This window comes from Streptomyces changchenzhani, assembly GCF_039766235.1.
Lineage (GTDB): Bacteria > Actinomycetota > Actinomycetes > Streptomycetales > Streptomycetaceae > Streptomyces.
Map to the genome: position 1 here is coordinate 1 of NZ_JBDHNH010000019.1, position 16,000 is coordinate 16,000.

The 16,000-nt window shown below is 65.7% G+C and carries 15 protein-coding genes and 3 pseudogenes; 10 read left to right on the forward strand and 8 right to left on the reverse strand.

Annotation, left to right across the window (positions count from 1 at the left end; genetic code table 11):
- Positions 1 to 1,083: group II intron reverse transcriptase/maturase (gene ltrA / locus ABCR94_RS36445; protein WP_347125552.1), on the reverse strand; the 1,083-nt coding region annotated here is incomplete at its 3' end.
- Between the two features lie 519 nt (positions 1,084 to 1,602).
- Here ltrA (ABCR94_RS36445) and ABCR94_RS36450 point away from each other — a divergent pair.
- The 6 genes and pseudogenes from ABCR94_RS36450 to lepB form a co-directional block, all read left to right on the forward strand.
- A pseudogene (locus tag ABCR94_RS36450) lies at positions 1,603 to 2,319 on the forward strand (ISAs1 family transposase); the annotation flags it as partial.
- A gap of 251 nt (positions 2,320 to 2,570) precedes the next feature.
- A complete protein-coding gene (locus tag ABCR94_RS36455; protein ID WP_347125554.1) occupies positions 2,571 to 3,089 on the forward strand; it encodes a hypothetical protein in 519 nt (172 codons plus the stop codon).
- Positions 3,090 to 3,244: 155 nt separating this feature from the next.
- Positions 3,245 to 3,535 carry a hypothetical protein gene (locus tag ABCR94_RS36460; protein ID WP_347125556.1) on the forward strand — a complete coding sequence of 97 codons (291 nt, stop codon included), beginning with the start codon at positions 3,245 to 3,247 and terminating at the stop codon, positions 3,533 to 3,535.
- Positions 3,536 to 3,864: 329 nt separating this feature from the next.
- Positions 3,865 to 4,242: an FG-GAP repeat protein gene (locus ABCR94_RS36465; RefSeq protein ID WP_347125558.1), complete on the forward strand. Its 378-nt coding sequence runs from the start codon at positions 3,865 to 3,867 to the stop codon at positions 4,240 to 4,242.
- A gap of 111 nt (positions 4,243 to 4,353) precedes the next feature.
- Positions 4,354 to 5,286, forward strand: a complete 933-nt coding sequence (locus ABCR94_RS36470; protein ID WP_347125559.1) for a L,D-transpeptidase family protein — start codon at positions 4,354 to 4,356, stop codon at positions 5,284 to 5,286.
- A 74-nt stretch (positions 5,287 to 5,360) separates the two neighbouring features.
- On the forward strand, positions 5,361 to 5,999 hold the full coding sequence (lepB, locus tag ABCR94_RS36475; protein WP_347125561.1) for a signal peptidase I: 639 nt from the start codon (positions 5,361 to 5,363) through the stop codon (positions 5,997 to 5,999).
- Positions 6,000 to 6,784: 785 nt separating this feature from the next.
- Here the strand turns inward: lepB and ABCR94_RS36480 are convergent.
- Together ABCR94_RS36480 and ABCR94_RS36485 are read right to left on the reverse strand one after the other, a co-directional pair.
- A complete protein-coding gene (locus ABCR94_RS36480; protein WP_347125562.1) occupies positions 6,785 to 7,414 on the reverse strand; it encodes an RNA polymerase sigma factor in 630 nt (209 codons plus the stop codon).
- Between the two features lie 123 nt (positions 7,415 to 7,537).
- Positions 7,538 to 7,798 (reverse strand): hypothetical protein, encoded by a 261-nt coding sequence (locus ABCR94_RS36485; protein WP_347125564.1) that lies wholly within the window; start codon positions 7,796 to 7,798, stop codon positions 7,538 to 7,540.
- A 548-nt stretch (positions 7,799 to 8,346) separates the two neighbouring features.
- Between ABCR94_RS36485 and ABCR94_RS36490 the strand changes: the two genes are divergently transcribed.
- Both ABCR94_RS36490 and ABCR94_RS36495 read left to right on the forward strand, forming a co-directional pair.
- Positions 8,347 to 8,868, forward strand: coding sequence for a YcxB family protein (locus ABCR94_RS36490; RefSeq protein WP_347122218.1), 522 nt, complete (start codon positions 8,347 to 8,349; stop codon positions 8,866 to 8,868).
- 659 nt (positions 8,869 to 9,527) lie between these two features.
- Positions 9,528 to 10,238 (forward strand): IS5 family transposase, encoded by a 711-nt coding sequence (locus ABCR94_RS36495; RefSeq protein WP_347125566.1) that lies wholly within the window; start codon positions 9,528 to 9,530, stop codon positions 10,236 to 10,238.
- On the opposite strand, the gene ABCR94_RS36500 is transcribed toward ABCR94_RS36495, so the two are convergent.
- Entirely contained in the window at positions 10,239 to 11,159 is a 921-nt protein-coding gene (locus ABCR94_RS36500) for an IS3 family transposase (RefSeq protein WP_347119122.1), read from the reverse strand.
- Positions 11,156 to 11,485, reverse strand: a complete 330-nt coding sequence (locus ABCR94_RS36505) for a transposase (RefSeq protein WP_347116874.1) — start codon at positions 11,483 to 11,485, stop codon at positions 11,156 to 11,158. The genes ABCR94_RS36500 and ABCR94_RS36505 overlap by 4 nt, the downstream gene beginning before the upstream one ends.
- A 91-nt stretch (positions 11,486 to 11,576) precedes the next feature.
- Between ABCR94_RS36505 and ABCR94_RS36510 the strand changes: the two genes are divergently transcribed.
- The gene (locus ABCR94_RS36510; protein ID WP_521978638.1) at positions 11,577 to 11,801 is read left to right on the forward strand and encodes a transposase; all 225 of its coding nucleotides are present in this window, start codon (positions 11,577 to 11,579) and stop codon (positions 11,799 to 11,801) included.
- Here ABCR94_RS36510 and ABCR94_RS36515 read toward each other — a convergent pair.
- Entirely contained in the window at positions 11,761 to 12,309 is a 549-nt protein-coding gene (locus tag ABCR94_RS36515; RefSeq protein WP_347119408.1) for a hypothetical protein, read from the reverse strand. The two genes, ABCR94_RS36510 and ABCR94_RS36515, sit on opposite strands and share 41 nt — an antisense overlap.
- A 425-nt stretch (positions 12,310 to 12,734) precedes the next feature.
- Positions 12,735 to 13,451, reverse strand: a pseudogene (locus tag ABCR94_RS36520) (ISAs1 family transposase); the annotation flags it as partial.
- A gap of 519 nt (positions 13,452 to 13,970) precedes the next feature.
- Here ABCR94_RS36520 and ltrA (ABCR94_RS36525) point away from each other — a divergent pair.
- Positions 13,971 to 15,236, forward strand: a complete 1,266-nt coding sequence (gene ltrA / locus ABCR94_RS36525) for a group II intron reverse transcriptase/maturase (protein ID WP_347117696.1) — start codon at positions 13,971 to 13,973, stop codon at positions 15,234 to 15,236.
- A gap of 274 nt (positions 15,237 to 15,510) precedes the next feature.
- On the opposite strand, the pseudogene ABCR94_RS39330 reads toward ltrA (ABCR94_RS36525), so the two are convergent.
- Positions 15,511 to 15,873 (reverse strand): annotated as a pseudogene (locus ABCR94_RS39330) (transposase family protein); the annotation flags it as partial.
- Positions 15,874 to 16,000 lie beyond the last annotated feature (127 nt).

The following is a 16,000-nucleotide window of genomic DNA, read 5'->3' on the forward strand; positions in this document are numbered from 1 at the left end:
GTAGAAGCGGCCGTAGTAGTTGACCCAACCCGCCACGATCGGGTTGATCCGTCGGGCGAGTTCCACGAAGGAGAGATCGGACCGTCGGTGAAGACGCCAGCTGCGCACTTCCCCGCTGATCCGTTTCAAGGCGTCCTTGCTGATTGCAGGCTCGAAGGACAGGAAACGCCTGCCCCACTTGTCCTGCGACTTGCGCGCGCGGAACGTGTACCCGAGGAAGGTGAACTCCATGTGCTCATAGGAGCCCTGGCGTTGCCCGTCCCGGCAGTAGACGATCCTGGTCTTGTCGGGGTGCAGTTGCAGCCCGACCTTCTCCATCCTGTCCGTGAGCGCGGCCAGCACTTCGCGGGCCTGACGCTCAGTGACGCAGTGCACGACGGCGTCGTCTGCATACCGTTCGAACGTGACGGTGGGATGCTCCCGGGCCAGCCACATGTCGAACGCGTAGTGCATGAACAGGTTCGCGAGCACGGGCGAGACCGCTGATCCCTGTGGGGTTCCACGGTCCCGCTGTTGCAAGGTCCCGTCGGGCAGTTGAAGCGGCGCTTGGAGCCATCGCTTCACATATAAAATCACCCAGACGGCATCGGTGTGCGCTTCCACTGCCTTGACGATGAGGTCCCATCGGACGCTGTCGAAGAACTTCTGGATGTCAAGCTCGATCACCCAGTCCTTCTTCCAGCAGCGTCGTCGGCAGGACTCCACCGCATCCAGCGCCGAGCGCCCCGGCCGGTAGCCGTAGGAATCCTCATGAAAGACGGGCTCGGCCCGGTCCATGAGGTGCCTGGCGGCTACGGTCTGGGCAACTCTGTCGGCCACCGTGGGCACGCCCAAGATCCTTGAGCCGCCGCGGGGCGACGACTTGGGGATCTCCACCGCACGTACCGGCGGCGGGAAATACGTCCCGGACGACATACGATTCCAGATCTTGTACAGATTGTTCTTCAGATCCTTGTCGAAGTCCTCAAGGGACTGCCCATCCACACCGGGCGCACCCTTGTTCGCCTTAACTCCCTTGTATGCCTCCCAGACTTCCCGCTTCGAGATCTCAAACGGCTTGCCTGTTGACTTCAACGTGTCCATATAGTTCCTCCCGGAGAGCGTCCGGTTGTCTAGATACACAACGTCACGAATAGCCCGACCCCTTCGCTCCACCTCTATTACAGAGGCTTCATCACTACTACGAGCCGGTCCGCCGGCGCGCCTCGTATCGGTACTCGATCCCTCGCGGTTTCAGCCGCTTGGGACACTCCCTCTCGCCACCCCTACCAGGGCAGACAGTGCCGAGGAGCGCCTTCTCCTGTTCCGTACGGAAGCGGCAGATCAGGCTCACGTCGTCTTCATGCCGGACACCGCCTGGCCAATAAGCGGGCACCCGCCAGGCTCATCCCGGAACCCGTTGTACGTCCCGGTTCTGATGTCGTCTAAGAATCTTTCGACACTTCAGCAACGATTCACTTGCGTTCGTCTTCCTGATCCCCACCTGACGCCTCTTACGACGCCTTTTCCTCAATCGCTCACCACGACAGTCATTAGCTAGCGCAGCATGAGGCGGTTTGAAGCCTCCCCCGCAGGGCGGCTCCGAAGGGCCAAACACCTTCATCTCCCGTACAGCACTACTTCAAGGCAGCTTTCCTACAACCAGCTCCTCTACGTATTCAGGACACACGCAACGAAATCCCCGCGTTCGCCCCGCTGCTGGAACGGCTCGACCTGCGCCGTTACATCGTCACCGCCGATGCGATGCACACCCAGACCGGCCACGCGGAGCAGATCCGAGAGCGAGGCGGCCACTACATCCTGATCGTGAAGGGCAACCAGAAGAACCTCCGGCGCCAGATGCGCCGGCTGCCCTGGCGCGACATCCCGCTCCAGCACCGCGTCCGCGAGAACGGGCACGGACGCCGCGAGATCCGCCGGCTGAAGGTCTGCACCGTGAAGCCCGGACTGTTCTTCCCTCACGCTGTCCAGGGAATCGAGGTCAAACGCCGCCGCACCAGCCGCACCACCGGCAAGACCACGATCACAACGGTCTACGCCGTCACCAGCCTCGCTCCCGAGCAGGCCGACCCGGACAGGCTCGCCGAGCTCGTCCGCGGACACTGGCAGGTCGAGGCCCTGCACCACGTCAGGGACGTGACGTTTACCGAGGACGCCTCCCGCGTCCGTACCGGCACCGCACCACGCGCCATGGCCACCTTCCGCAACCTCGCCATCGGCCTCATCCGGCAGAAGGGAGGAGCGAACATCGCCGCCGCGACCGACCACTACCGGTCACGACCCGACCACGCACTCCAACTACTCGATCTCGAAATCTGAGAACGCATCAGCCCTGGTGGAGGATGCGGTAGCCGCCCAGATCAAGGCGGGACACACCGTCCACTACCAAGTCATGGTGAACTACCCGAGTGCCTCCGATCCGATGCCAGAGAGCTTTGACATAACCTGGCAGAGTTCGAGCGGTGCCGGAGACTCCGCGCCCATCTACAATACTCCCTAGAGTGCTTTTGGGGGCGCGCCGGAGGCCGGCGCGCCCCTTGGCCTGAATCCCCGATCGGAATGTGAAAACTGTGTGGGTCGAGCGAATTATCGCGGTCACGGGCTGGGAACCCCTGAATTTGGATCTCCCCTGGGATGGGATTGAGGAAGCGCTGGGTACGTCACTCCCCGAGGATTACAAGAAACTCGCGGAGGTATTCGGCCGAGGCGAGTTCTCGGAATTCATGCGAGTTCTTTCTGTCGACAGTACGGGGCAGTTCGATCTGCTTCACATCTGGAAGGCATATCTCGGCGACAGCCCGGAGGACGGACCTGACCCCGTCCTCAAGCCCTACCAGATGTACCGCCCTGATCGGCGCGGTCTCATTCCTTGGGCGTTCGGCGAGATGGAGTGCAGCTACTTCTGGCTGGCGTCCGCAGAAGAAGATCCGGCGAGCTGGCCCATCGTCACGCGGGGCAACCCCTATCCCTTGCAACAGGTGCGCATGTCCACTTCCGAGTTCATCTGCCGCGTATTGACAGATCCGGAGTTCGAGCCGTTCTCGATCGCGAGGCTGTTCCCGGAGCCGGACTTCTTCCCGATGGATTGAGTGGCGTGACCAGGGCGAATCCCAAACAATTGCATTCCGCTTGGCGTTGCCAGGAGGTTCTATATTTCGACCTGGGTTCGAATTGCCGTCCGGGCAATTTGAAACAGACCATGGCGAAGGCGTAGTCGGTTCGTACGTCGTGTGGAGGGGTGCACATGGAATGGTTCGATTGCCTGGTGACGGTGACTGGTTGGAGCGCTGAACCCGGCGAACTCGACTGGTCTGGCACCGAAAGGGCCCTGGGTACCCCTCTGCCGACTGATTTCAAGGAACTGCGCCGACGCTTCGCAGCTTGGGCCGCCTTCAGCGACCATGTTCTGGTGCTGGAGGCGCAAGGGGATACGGAGTCGGTGCTCGCCAATCACGAGTCCTTTGCTCAGGTCCGTGTGGGGAAACTCCGACGATCGGTGGATGTTCGAACCGTTTGGGCTCCTCGGAGCGAATGACGAGGGCAAAGGCAAGGGTCTTGTGCAGTGGCTGTTGCATGTCGCTGCCCGGATCAGCCGGGGCGCCGACGCTTCCACCTGCGGATATCGGCGATCTTGCCCTGGCGGCATGAACTCGCGGCCGTATTGAGATGGCGAGGTGGCTGCGCAACCGGCGCACAACTGACGGCCCGCCAGAGGAACCTGGCGGGCCGTCGTCTCGGAGTCCGGTAAGTCGATGCCCGGCGGGTCAGTAAGCCCGGTAATAGGGCCTCTCGATCGTCGCCGCGACACTGAATACGGAGAACTCGGCTTCCGTGAGCACACGGTAAACGAATTCCGAGGCGGTCATGTCAAAACGCTGGAAAGGCTCCAGTGGATCCACTCGCGCCACTGGCTGGTCGACACCCGGCGCGCCGGGCGGGGCGGGGCGCGCATTCCTGCTGAATGGCTCCGCCGGCGGGCTCACGACGGCCAGCGCGGTCGCCTTCGTGCAGGGCTCGGGCGGAGTACCGGGAGCTGCCGAGACCGGCGACCGGTTCGGGTCGGCTGTGGTCCTGGCCGATCTGAACGGAGACGGCACGGCCGATCCGGCGTTCGGCGCCGAGGGCGAGAACTCCGGCGACGGCACGGTGATGACCGTGACCGGCGGTGCGGGCGCCTCGTACGGGCCCACCGCCCTCGCGGCTGGTACCGGCCGGAGTATCGGCGCCGCTCTCGCTCGATGAACCACCACGGGGCCCCTCACACCTCGGATCGCAGCCAGTCGAGCCTGCCATATCCGGTCCTGCCCCACACGCCACACCCCGCCGCCCTCATCCCACACGAAGGAACGCGTAGTGCAGCGCACACGCCGTCGAATCTCGGTCTCGTTCGCCGCAACGAGTGCGATGCTCCTCGTCACCTCATGTGGCCAGCAGGAACAGGCCGAGTCGGCCGATGCCGCCGCTCCGGGATCCGTGGTCGCGGCGAAGGGCACCGACGCCAAGTCGACCTCACCCGGCGCCTCCGCAGAAGCCTCCGCCACGGCGACACCGTCGCCCTCCACGTCAGCATCCGCCTCTCCTGCCAGCTCCAGCTCCAGCTCCGGGAAGGCGTCGACCGCTCCGTCATCGCCCGCCGCCGTCTCACAGCCCACGAGGACGGCCGCAGGCGCCACCGGCGAGCAGGCGGCACCGACTCCCGCGTTCCCTGTTGCCGTCATCTTGGGCAACTCCACCCAGGTCATCACAGTGAAGGCGAGCGGGTCGTACGCCACGGTGACGGCCTGGGCGAAGGGAGGTTCGGGCTGGAAATCGGTCATCTCCGCGAACGGACGCGTCGGGGCGAACGGCGTCACCGACGGTGCGACACGCAGGCAGAACACCTCCACCACACCCACGGGCACCTACACCATCACGGAGGGATTCGGTGTGAAGTACGGCGGCACAAAGATGCCTTACACCCGGATCAACTCCTCGCACTGGTGGGTGCAGGACCCCGAGTCGGCCTACTACAACTCCATGCGCACCGCGGCGGGAGCCGACTTCCCGCTCGTCGAGACCGGGGACCGGGGCAGCGAGCACCTGATCAACTACCCGACCCAGTACGCCAAGGCGCTGGTGATCGACTTCAACCGCTGGCCGGCCACGCCCGGCCGTGGCGCCGGGATCTTCCTCCACGTCAACGGCAGCGGGGCAACGGCTGGGTGCGTGTCGGTCCCGCGCGCCTCGATGGACAGGATCATGGCCTGGATCCAGCCGGGAGCACATCCGCGCATCGCCATCGGCTGACACCAGCCATTACTTCACCGCCTCGCTCTGGGGCCCTGGCCCTTCGACGCGTGGACGAGTGACGGAAAGAGACGATGCAGAACAGGCGCGGACCTACTACCAGATGCCCGCTGATCGCGGGAACTCTCCTGGTGATCCTTGGACTGGTTACGGCTGCGGGAGCAGTCGTGTCCCTCCAGACCTCTTACACCACGGTGACAGTCGGTGGAGCCATGGAGCCCACATTCGGCGAAGGCGACCGGATTCCGATCGAGATGGTCGGTGGCGCAGCGGTCCGGCGCGGCGATGTCGTGCTCTACGAGGTGTCGAACAGATACGAGGGACTCCCGGTCCTCCAGCGCGTCATCGGGCTCGGAGGCGATCACCTCGTGTTCGCCGACGGCTCCCTGACCGTCAACGGCAGACCCGCCGAAGAGCCGTATGTGAAGCGGGCGGAAGACGGGCTCAGCACCCCGGCCTTCGATGTCACCGTGCCTCCCGGCCGGATGTTCCTCCTGGGGGACAACCGAGGGAACTCCAACGACTCGCGGTATTTCTTGAGCGAAGACTCGGGCACCGTGCCCACCTCTGCGGTCCGGGGCCGCCCCCTCGCGAGCGGTACCATCCCTGCGCTGCTCGGGCTGGCCGCGGTACTGGGCGTCGTCTGCGGCGTCGGCGGCATCTGCGCACTGGCAGACCGACGGACCGCACGAGGATTGTCCGCATGGGTGTGAGCGGTGGCGACGCCCGCTGTTCGTCCCCAGCGGGTTCCTTCGGCCTGCTCAGGAACGTTTTTCTCGTCCGTGAGCGGGCTCCTCGCTCCGGCCTCTCGAAGGTGAAGCCTTCGGCGGCGCTTCCGACCGGCCGGGGGCGGCTGTTCCAGCCCGCCTGGCAGGTTCCGGGTGAACCCTCGCGTCGTGTCCGGACGACTTGGCGCAGTAGGCGTCCACAGCTTCCACTCCGCCCACGGCCTCTGCCAGTCGGCGGAAGGCGGCACCGTGGTGCGGGCGGTTGCCCTTGTCCCACGCACGGCACAGTGCCGCGTGCTTTGCCGGCAGCGCATCGCGCGCTGCCGCAGACGCCGAGGCGCTGGGTGACGGAAGAGTCCGGGCAGACGGCTCCGACGCGCCGCTGAGGGGGGGCCCAGCAGGAGTACGCGGGGCCTCGACGGCCGAGGAGGGCGCCGGCTTGAGGGCAGGGGGGGCGGAGGGGGAGAACGGATGCGGGAAGACCCCAGTGCTGGCCGCCCACGCCACCCCGCCGAGCGTCATACCGGCGACAGTCGCCCCGAGGGCCGCCTTCAGCGAGATCCGGGCGGAGGACCGGGCTTGGACCGGGCGCCAGTCATCGCGCTTGCGGGGGCGCTGCGAGCCGACGGCCTCGGCCGCACTGTGTGCCTGACGGAAGGCCGCGAGCGCCCGTTCGGCGCCCTGGGGCTCGGCACCACCCCGGACGGCGTCGGCGAACTTCTCGATCTCAGGCGTGAAGAACGCCGTGTCCGTCGCCCGCCCTTTGCGTCTCATGTCTCATCCTTCAGTGGGTCCGGCACCGCGCCTGCCGTGCTCTGCGCCCTGTTCGCGGGGGTCAACTGCTCGGCCAGCCGTTTCAGCCCCCGGTGGGCGGCCGTCCGCACGGCACCGGGGCGCTTGCCCAGTACGCGGGCCGCGGCGGGCCCGTCCAGCCCGACCACCGCACGCAACAGCACCGCCTCCGCCTGATCCGACGGAAGCTTGGCGATCTGAGCCATCGCCCACCGCGTCGACATCGACTCCAGCGCGGCATCCGCCGTGTCAGTCCGTCCGGGCAGGTTCAGCACTTCCTGTTCGATCAGCGACGTGCGAGGTCTCCGCTTCTGCCTGCGCAGGTGATCCAACGCCCTGTGCCGCGCGATGGTCGCCGTCCAGCCGCGGAACCCCACGCCGTCACCCCGAAATCTCCCCAGATCCCGGGCGATCTCCAGCCAGGCGTCCGAGGCGACGTCCTCCGCAGCAGCCCCAACCAACCCCCTCAGATATCCGAGGAGTCCCGGATGGACGAGGTGGTACGCCTTCTCGAAGGCACCCTCGTCCCCCTGCTGCGCAAGCGATACGGCCCTCCCGAGCTCCAGGTCGCACGCCTGCGGACGCCGCTGGTCCCCACCCCTGATCACACGTGCCTCTTCGATCGCCCAACTAACCACCTCCTCCTCCTGCGTCCTGACACACAGAAATGTCACAGCAAGCAGAACCCGCACTTCACCGGCACTCCCGCGCAGTGTCAGTTTCCGCTCAACTCACCGGCCGGCCTTCGTCAGCACCAGCACGCGGCCGTGCAGCAGGAAGTACATCTGCTGCACGGACTCCTCCGGCCCGGCAGCGAAACGGTTGGCCACCTTTCCGATCGGGTTCCACGCCCGCCCGTCGGGCATCCGAACGCCCACCAACTGCCCGAAAATCTCCTGATGCCCCGGGTCGAAGTCCACCCACTCCGCACCGGCTCGTCGGACGAAGACCTCGCCCACGTACGCCCCCAGCCAGAACAGTTCGCGTGCCACGGCCCCCTGTTCCGGTCCAGCAGCACGAAGCCCATCGACGACGCGGTCCACTACCCGAAGGCTCGCCACCGAGTAGTCCAGCGGTAACCGCTTCCGCTCCGTGACTCTTCGTATGAACTCTGCAACCCCTGTCCGCATCTCTCCGGCAGAAAGAAGTCGCTTGCCCTCCCCGCTCGATCCCACCGCAACCCCAAGTCCCGTTCGCGGCCGGGCCTCCGAAGAGCACCCAGCGGGGAACGCCAACCGTCCCCTCTCCCACCAAGCGCACCCGCGGCCCCAAACGTCACTGCGGCGGCTCCCGCCCGTTCGGGCGCACTGCTGCAGGCCGAGATCTCACTGGCCTGAATCCACTCGGCGGGCGCGGCCACCGATCGGTTCCGTCCCCCGGCCGGTTGCTGCCGAGGACAACGGGTCGCCGACTGAACGTCCTTGCGAACGAAGCCGTCGCAAGCCATCTGCTCGCCGGCGGCGCCGGCCTCTGCTTCTCTGTCCGCCACCATTGATCATCTGCCGCTACAGTCCCTGCTCATCAGATCCAGGGAGGGCGCATGACCGTTGACGCTTCGGTGCACTTGACGTACGTGGTGACATGGCAGGAGATATCCGATGGACTCAAGATTCAGATGAGACACAGCCAGGTCGGACGCTGGTGCTATCGCATTCTGTGGGGACTGGTCGCCTTCCTCGTCCTGGTGACCGCAGCCAACGTGGTGACCAGAGGCGTTGACGCCGTGGGCGTGGGGGCATGGAGACTTGTTCTGATCGCCTGTCTTTCCCTGGTCGCGGTCCGCTGGTTGATGGCTCTGGCTCTGCTCGGCTACGCCCGGCATCTGGGCGAGCACCAGGTCACGGTCGACGACTCCGGAATCCGGACGATTTCCGAGCGGCATACGAATGACACCGGCTGGAAGTTCTACGGGCGCTGCGTCGAGGACCGGCGGGTGTTCGTGCTCCTCACGCCGGACGTGTGGGGAACAGGCGTGCTGATCCTGCCAAAACGTGGCCTGGATGCTCCCCAGGATTCGGAGCGACTGCGGGAGCTGTTCGCGCGACACATCGCAGCCGCGTGAGCGCAGGCTTGGGCTCGCGACTTCGCGACCAGCAGCACGCGATCCATACGCTGCCGTAGACCCGGGCACCCGATCCACAGGCCAGGGCGCGCCCAGGCAGCGCGACGTCATATCCCGAACCAGCCGTCGCTCGGCCGCTCCGTGACCTGCGTCGCCGCACTTGGCGACTGTGAGGCAAGGGGACTGGCGACATGGCTTGGGAGTACAAGATCGTCGCACTGTTCGGTGACGACACCACGAGTCAAGAGGCGGAACAGCAGCTCAGCGGACTCGGAGCAGAGGGTTGGGAAGCCATCTGCGCGGTGGGTCCGTTCATCTTTTCGGGGTCAGCACCAACCGCCCCACGCCTCCGGTCCCTGCCACCGATACATGGTGATCCGCGGCGCGTCGTTCAGGTGCTCATGAAACGGGAAAGGCCCGGCCCCCAGCAGCACACCTCAACTGCGTTCTCCTGGCGTGCTTCCGCGCGTGAACAGTGATCTTGCGCCTGGTGACCTGTGGACGCGAGGGGCTCTTCTGTTGGCGGCGCCGGGCCTCACTGGCTGTTGCTCATTCGGCCGTGATGCTTGACGGTCGAACGGGAGTGCCAGCCGGATCCACCTTCGCGTGATCATTTAGCGGTCCGCGCATGAAAGCAGGGCCTCCTGCACAGCTCGGGGATGTCGAAGTCCAACGAGCAGGAGGAGACCCTGGTGCTCCAGTCTGTCGCGCCCGCCGCCGCGACGTCCAACTCCGGCGTGTCGCGGTGCGATTGCCTGGCTCACCGATTCGGGAACGCCGGCGACCACCCTGACCGGGCAGCGCGCTATCCATCCGATACGACCGACACCGAATGGGCGATCGTGCGCGCGGCCATGCCGGTCCCGGCCTGGCTGGAGAGCCGGCGCGGACGCCCGGAGTCCTACTGCCACCGCCAGATGCTCGACGCCGTCTTCTACCTCCTGGACGGCGGCATCAAGTGGCGTGCGATGCCTCTCGACTTCCCGCCCTGGGACCGCGTCTACGCCTTCTTCCGCCGCTGGCGGGACCGCGGATGGACCATCGAACTGCACGACCGGCTGCGCGCGCAGGTACGCGAGGACGCCGGCCGCGACCCCGAGCCGACCGCCGCCATCATCGATTCGCAGACCATCCGCTCCACCCCCACCATCCCGGTGGCCACCTCCGGCTACGACGGCAACAAGAAGACGGTCGGCCGCAAACGCCACCTGCTGACCGACACCATCGGCATGCTGCTGGCCGTCACCGTCACCCGCGCCGATGTCGGGGACCGCGACGCCGGCCAGCACCTGATCGAACGTGCCGGCGCACGCCACCACCGCATCCGGCTCATCTGGGCTGAGGTTCCCCCGGTGTGCGGGAGGTGCTGATCAGCTGGTCAGGATGGGTTGACGTGGTTTCAGGTTCGCTTGTTCGGTCGTCGCCTGGTTGGCGTAGTGCTTCTCCTCGAACTCGATGGGACTGAGGTAGCCGAGGCGTTTCTGGATGCGTCGGCTGTTGTAGAAGCCGTCGATGTACTCGAACAGCGCGAGGTTGGCCTCGGCCCGGGTGACGAAGACGCGTCCGCGCACGCACTCGGTCTTGATCAGCATCCACAGATTCTCCGCGAGGGCGTTGTCGTAGCTGTCGCCCACGGACCCCATCGACCCCTCAATACCCGCACGTACCAGCCGTGTTGTGAGCTTGATGGACGTGTATTGACAGCCGTGGTCGGCGTGATGGATCAAGGTGCCGGGCACGGGCTCGCGGCTGGCCAGGGCGTACTCGAGGCAGGACAGGACCAGGTCGGCGTCCGCGCGGGCGGAGGTCTCCCAGGCCACCACCCGGCGGGAGAAGGCGTCGCGGATCGCGGAGAGCCACAGCGGTCCCTCACCCGTGGGGATCATGGTGAGGTCGGTGACCCACAGCCGGTTCGGCACGGGAGCGGTGAAGTCCCGCTGCACCAGGTCCGGGGCGAGCGTGGCCGTCGGGTCGCGGCGGGTGAAGCCCTTGCCCGTGCGGCGTGGGCTGAGGCCCGCCAGATCGGCCTCGCGCATCAATCGCTCGACCCGCTTGCGGCCGATGGCCACGCCCTCGCGCTTGAGCACGGCATGCACGCGGGGCGAGCCGTAGATCCCGCCGGAGTCGGCATGGATCTCCTCGATCTTGGTCGTCAACTCCGCGTCACGGCGGCGGCGTTCACACGGCTCCTTCTCCTGCCGGCGCCAGCGGTAGTAGGTGGACGAGGGGACGTGCAGTTCCCGGAGTACGGGCTCGACACCGAGGTCACTGCGTTCGCTGAGGAACGTCAGTACCTGCGCCGGGTCGTGTCGAGTTCCTGGGCGAAAAAAGCCGAGGCCGTGCGCAGGATCTCGTTCGCCCGGCGCAGTTCCTTCACCTCCCGCCGCAGCTGGCCCAGCTCGTCCTTCTCCTCGGTGGTCAGCCGGTCGTCGCGCTCGCCGCGGTCGGCCTCGGCCTGGCGGATCCAGCCGCGCAGTGCCTCCGGGTGGACCCCCAGCTCAATGGCCAGGCGCTTGATCTGGGGCTTCGGCTCGGCGGTGCGATACATCCGCACCGCACGCTCACGCAACTCCAGCGGATATTTCCTCGGAGCGGCCATGGTCAGAGTTCCTCTCATGAGAACCATCTGACCCGCTGTCATCGCCCTCCGCATCTCGGGGGAACCTCAGGCCGACGGCGGATACACCGGCTTCCTCGTGTCGTGGTGCGTGGCCGTACTCGGCCTGACACTTCAGATCGTCAAGCGCAGTGACGACGCGGAAGGCTTCCAGATCCTGCCGCGCCGCTGGGTAGTGGAACGCACCAACGCGTGGCTGTGCCGCACCCGCCGCCTGGGCCGCGACTACGAGCGGCGCCCCGACTCGTCCGAGGCGATGATCTACTGGTCGATGGTCATGCTGATGCGGCGCCGGCTGGCCCGTCGGCCAGGGTGAACTTCCCCGCCGAGGTCTGGGTCAGCCAGCCGCGCTCAGCCAGGCGGCGGGCCCGGGAGCGCACCACTCCCTCGATCTTCGACGGCGTCAGCTCGACGCCCATCGCCGTGGCGATCTGCCTACAGGCCATCGGCTCCTCGCTGCGGCGCCGGGCGTCGGCCAGAACGGCAAGGATGCGCTGGTAGTCCACCGCGAGCGCTCCAGGATCGGCACCAGGACTCCACGGCGGCAGGATCGATCCGGGGCGCGCGGCAACGACGGCTGCAGAGCCCGACTCGCGGCCCGCCACCGGAGCTTCCAGCTCTCCCGCCGCCTGCCCGCCAGCGTCGTCCTGATGCTGCCCGGCCAGGACCCGGCCGACCCGCTGCTGGGCGATGACCAGCTCCTGCCAGTCGGTCTCGGACTCGTGCAACTCAGCCAGCAGCCGGTCCGTCTGCTCACGCAGCACCTCCACCCGCTGCCGGGCGGCGCGTTCTTCGGCTTCCAACAGTCCCATCACCGACGGCATCGGCAGCATCCTCCCTCTCGGCAGCAACATGCTGGAAAAGTTCTGCCGCACCACCCGGGCGCCTATGCCTGACCTGCGGAAACCAGCCGGTCACACTCGAAAGAACAACAGCCAGTCAGCCCAGACGGAGCGCCGCCACTTCGTTGAATAGCTTGCCCTATTTCTGATTCTCGGCAGACTCAACTTGGGTCGACTTCTTCTGCAATTCCAGAGAACTTGCCAGAGATTTAGCCATCGCGCTGAGCGTGTCGTCCCGCAGGTTCGGCGACTCAAGCCTTTCTGCCAGGAAGTTGCCAGAGTGCAGGGAGTGGATGGATATGAGCCTACGATGTTGAGATGTCAAGGATTTGGCGGTAGTTGTGAACATTTTCAAGAATATTGCGGCAATGAAGTGAGCACCCACACGGGCCAGGGCTGATGCGTTCTCAGATTTCGAGATCGAGTAGTTGGAGTGCGTGGTCGGGTCGTGACCGGTAGTGGTCGGTCGCGGCGGCGATGTTCGCTCCTCCCTTCTGCCGGATGAGGCCGATGGCGAGGTTGCGGAAGGTGGCCATGGCGCGTGGTGCGGTGCCGGTACGGACGCGGGAGGCGTCCTCGGTAAACGTCACGTCCCTGACGTGGTGCAGGGCCTCGACCTGCCAGTGTCCGCGGACGAGCTCGGCGAGCCTGTCCGGGTCGGCCTGCTCGGGAGCGAGGCTGGTGACGGCGTAGACCGTTGTGATCGTGGTCTTGCCGGTGGTGCGGCTGGTGCGGCGGCGTTTGACCTCGATTCCCTGGACAGCGTGAGGGAAGAACAGTCCGGGCTTCACGGTGCAGACCTTCAGCCGGCGGATCTCGCGGCGTCCGTGCCCGTTCTCGCGGACGCGGTGCTGGAGCGGGATGTCGCGCCAGGGCAGCCGGCGCATCTGGCGCCGGAGGTTCTTCTGGTTGCCCTTCACGATCAGGATGTAGTGGCCGCCTCGCTCTCGGATCTGCTCCGCGTGGCCGGTCTGGGTGTGCATCGCATCGGCGGTGACGATGTAACGGCGCAGGTCGAGCCGTTCCAGCAGCGGGGCGAACGCGGGGATTTCGTTGCGTGTGTCCTGAATACGTAGAGGAGCTGGTTGTAGGAAAGCTGCCTTGAAGTAGTGCTGTACGGGAGATGAAGGTGTTTGGCCCTTCGGAGCCGCCCTGCGGGGGAGGCTTCAAACCGCCTCATGCTGCGCTAGCTAATGACTGTCGTGGTGAGCGATTGAGGAAAAGGCGTCGTAAGAGGCGTCAGGTGGGGATCAGGAAGACGAACGCAAGTGAATCGTTGCTGAAGTGTCGAAAGATTCTTAGACGACATCAGAACCGGGACGTACAACGGGTTCCGGGATGAGCCTGGCGGGTGCCCGCTTATTGGCCAGGCGGTGTCCGGCATGAAGACGACGTGAGCCTGATCTGCCGCTTCCGTACGGAACAGGAGAAGGCGCTCCTCGGCACTGTCTGCCCTGGTAGGGGTGGCGAGAGGGAGTGTCCCAAGCGGCTGAAACCGCGAGGGATCGAGTACCGATACGAGGCGCGCCGGCGGACCGGCTCGTAGTAGTGATGAAGCCTCTGTAATAGAGGTGGAGCGAAGGGGTCGGGCTATTCGTGACGTTGTGTATCTAGACAACCGGACGCTCTCCGGGAGGAACTATATGGACACGTTGAAGTCAACAGGCAAGCCGTTTGAGATCTCGAAGCGGGAAGTCTGGGAGGCATACAAGGGAGTTAAGGCGAACAAGGGTGCGCCCGGTGTGGATGGGCAGTCCCTTGAGGACTTCGACAAGGATCTGAAGAACAATCTGTACAAGATCTGGAATCGTATGTCGTCCGGGACGTATTTCCCGCCGCCGGTACGTGCGGTGGAGATCCCCAAGTCGTCGCCCCGCGGCGGCTCAAGGATCTTGGGCGTGCCCACGGTGGCCGACAGAGTTGCCCAGACCGTAGCCGCCAGGCACCTCATGGACCGGGCCGAGCCCGTCTTTCATGAGGATTCCTACGGCTACCGGCCGGGGCGCTCGGCGCTGGATGCGGTGGAGTCCTGCCGACGACGCTGCTGGAAGAAGGACTGGGTGATCGAGCTTGACATCCAGAAGTTCTTCGACAGCGTCCGATGGGACCTCATCGTCAAGGCAGTGGAAGCGCACACCGATGCCGTCTGGGTGATTTTATATGTGAAGCGATGGCTCCAAGCGCCGCTTCAACTGCCCGACGGGACCTTGCAACAGCGGGACCGTGGAACCCCACAGGGATCAGCGGTCTCGCCCGTGCTCGCGAACCTGTTCATGCACTACGCGTTCGACATGTGGCTGGCCCGGGAGCATCCCACCGTCACGTTCGAACGGTATGCAGACGACGCCGTCGTGCACTGCGTCACTGAGCGTCAGGCCCGCGAAGTGCTGGCCGCGCTCACGGACAGGATGGAGAAGGTCGGGCTGCAACTGCACCCCGACAAGACCAGGATCGTCTACTGCCGGGACGGGCAACGCCAGGGCTCCTATGAGCACATGGAGTTCACCTTCCTCGGGTACACGTTCCGCGCGCGCAAGTCGCAGGACAAGTGGGGCAGGCGTTTCCTGTCCTTCGAGCCTGCAATCAGCAAGGACGCCTTGAAACGGATCAGCGGGGAAGTGCGCAGCTGGCGTCTTCACCGACGGTCCGATCTCTCCTTCGTGGAACTCGCCCGACGGATCAACCCGATCGTGGCGGGTTGGGTCAACTACTACGGCCGCTTCTACCAATCGGCCCTGACCCCCCTCCTACAGCGCATCAACGCCTACCTGGTGCGATGGATCCGCAAGAAGTACAAGCGGCTCGCGGCGCTGCGCAAGGCCCTTTCGAAGATGCGGGACATCGCCCAGCGATACCCCCGTATGTTCGCGCACTGGAAGGTGACCACCGCAGCGTCCTCAGCCTGGTGATCAGAACGGCAAGAGCCGTGTAAAGAGAGATCTTTACGCACGGTTCTGCGAGAGCCGGGGGGGTGAAACTCCCCCCGGCTACTCGACTCTTGGCGGCGATCTGTCGCTGGGCGATGGCCGCCTGGCCCTCGTGCAGGACGGCGGCGAGCAGATGAACGGCCGACTGGGTCCCGTCGCGACTGCCCCGCACTGCCTTGCCGTCGACCGCCAGCCCGGCCAGCTCCGGGCCGGCGTTCTCGACGGGGTCGCGTGAGAAGCGTTCCAGCCAGGCACCGACGGCATCATCGAGCGCGTCGCCGTCGATCCGGGCCAGCAGACGGCCAAGCGTCGTGGCGCGCGGGAGACGGGTCAGTCCGAGCCGTGCCCGGACCTCGCAAGGACTGTCGATGGCGAACCGTGCGATGCCGGCCAGCGTGGTGGCGCCACCCAGGACCGCCAGCAGACACAACCCGAGCAGTGCGCCCAACTGGTAGCGGCGGCCGCGAACACGCCGGGGATCGGGCAGCCGGTCCAAGACGTCGGCCAGCGAGGAGAGTTCAGGACCGTCAGGCAGTGGGCAGGGCAGGCCGGCGTCCTTGCGGTGGCGATGCAGGACACCGATCAGGGAGGATGGCACGCGAACGCGACCCCTGTTCATGATCAAAGGCTTCAAGGACCTTGATCATCGGGGGTCGCGTTTCTCGTTCCCCAACCGGGCCAACCACCCGAACCGCCACGTACACAGGCGATCAGCTCATCTCGCCAGCTGAGAACGCATCAGCCCT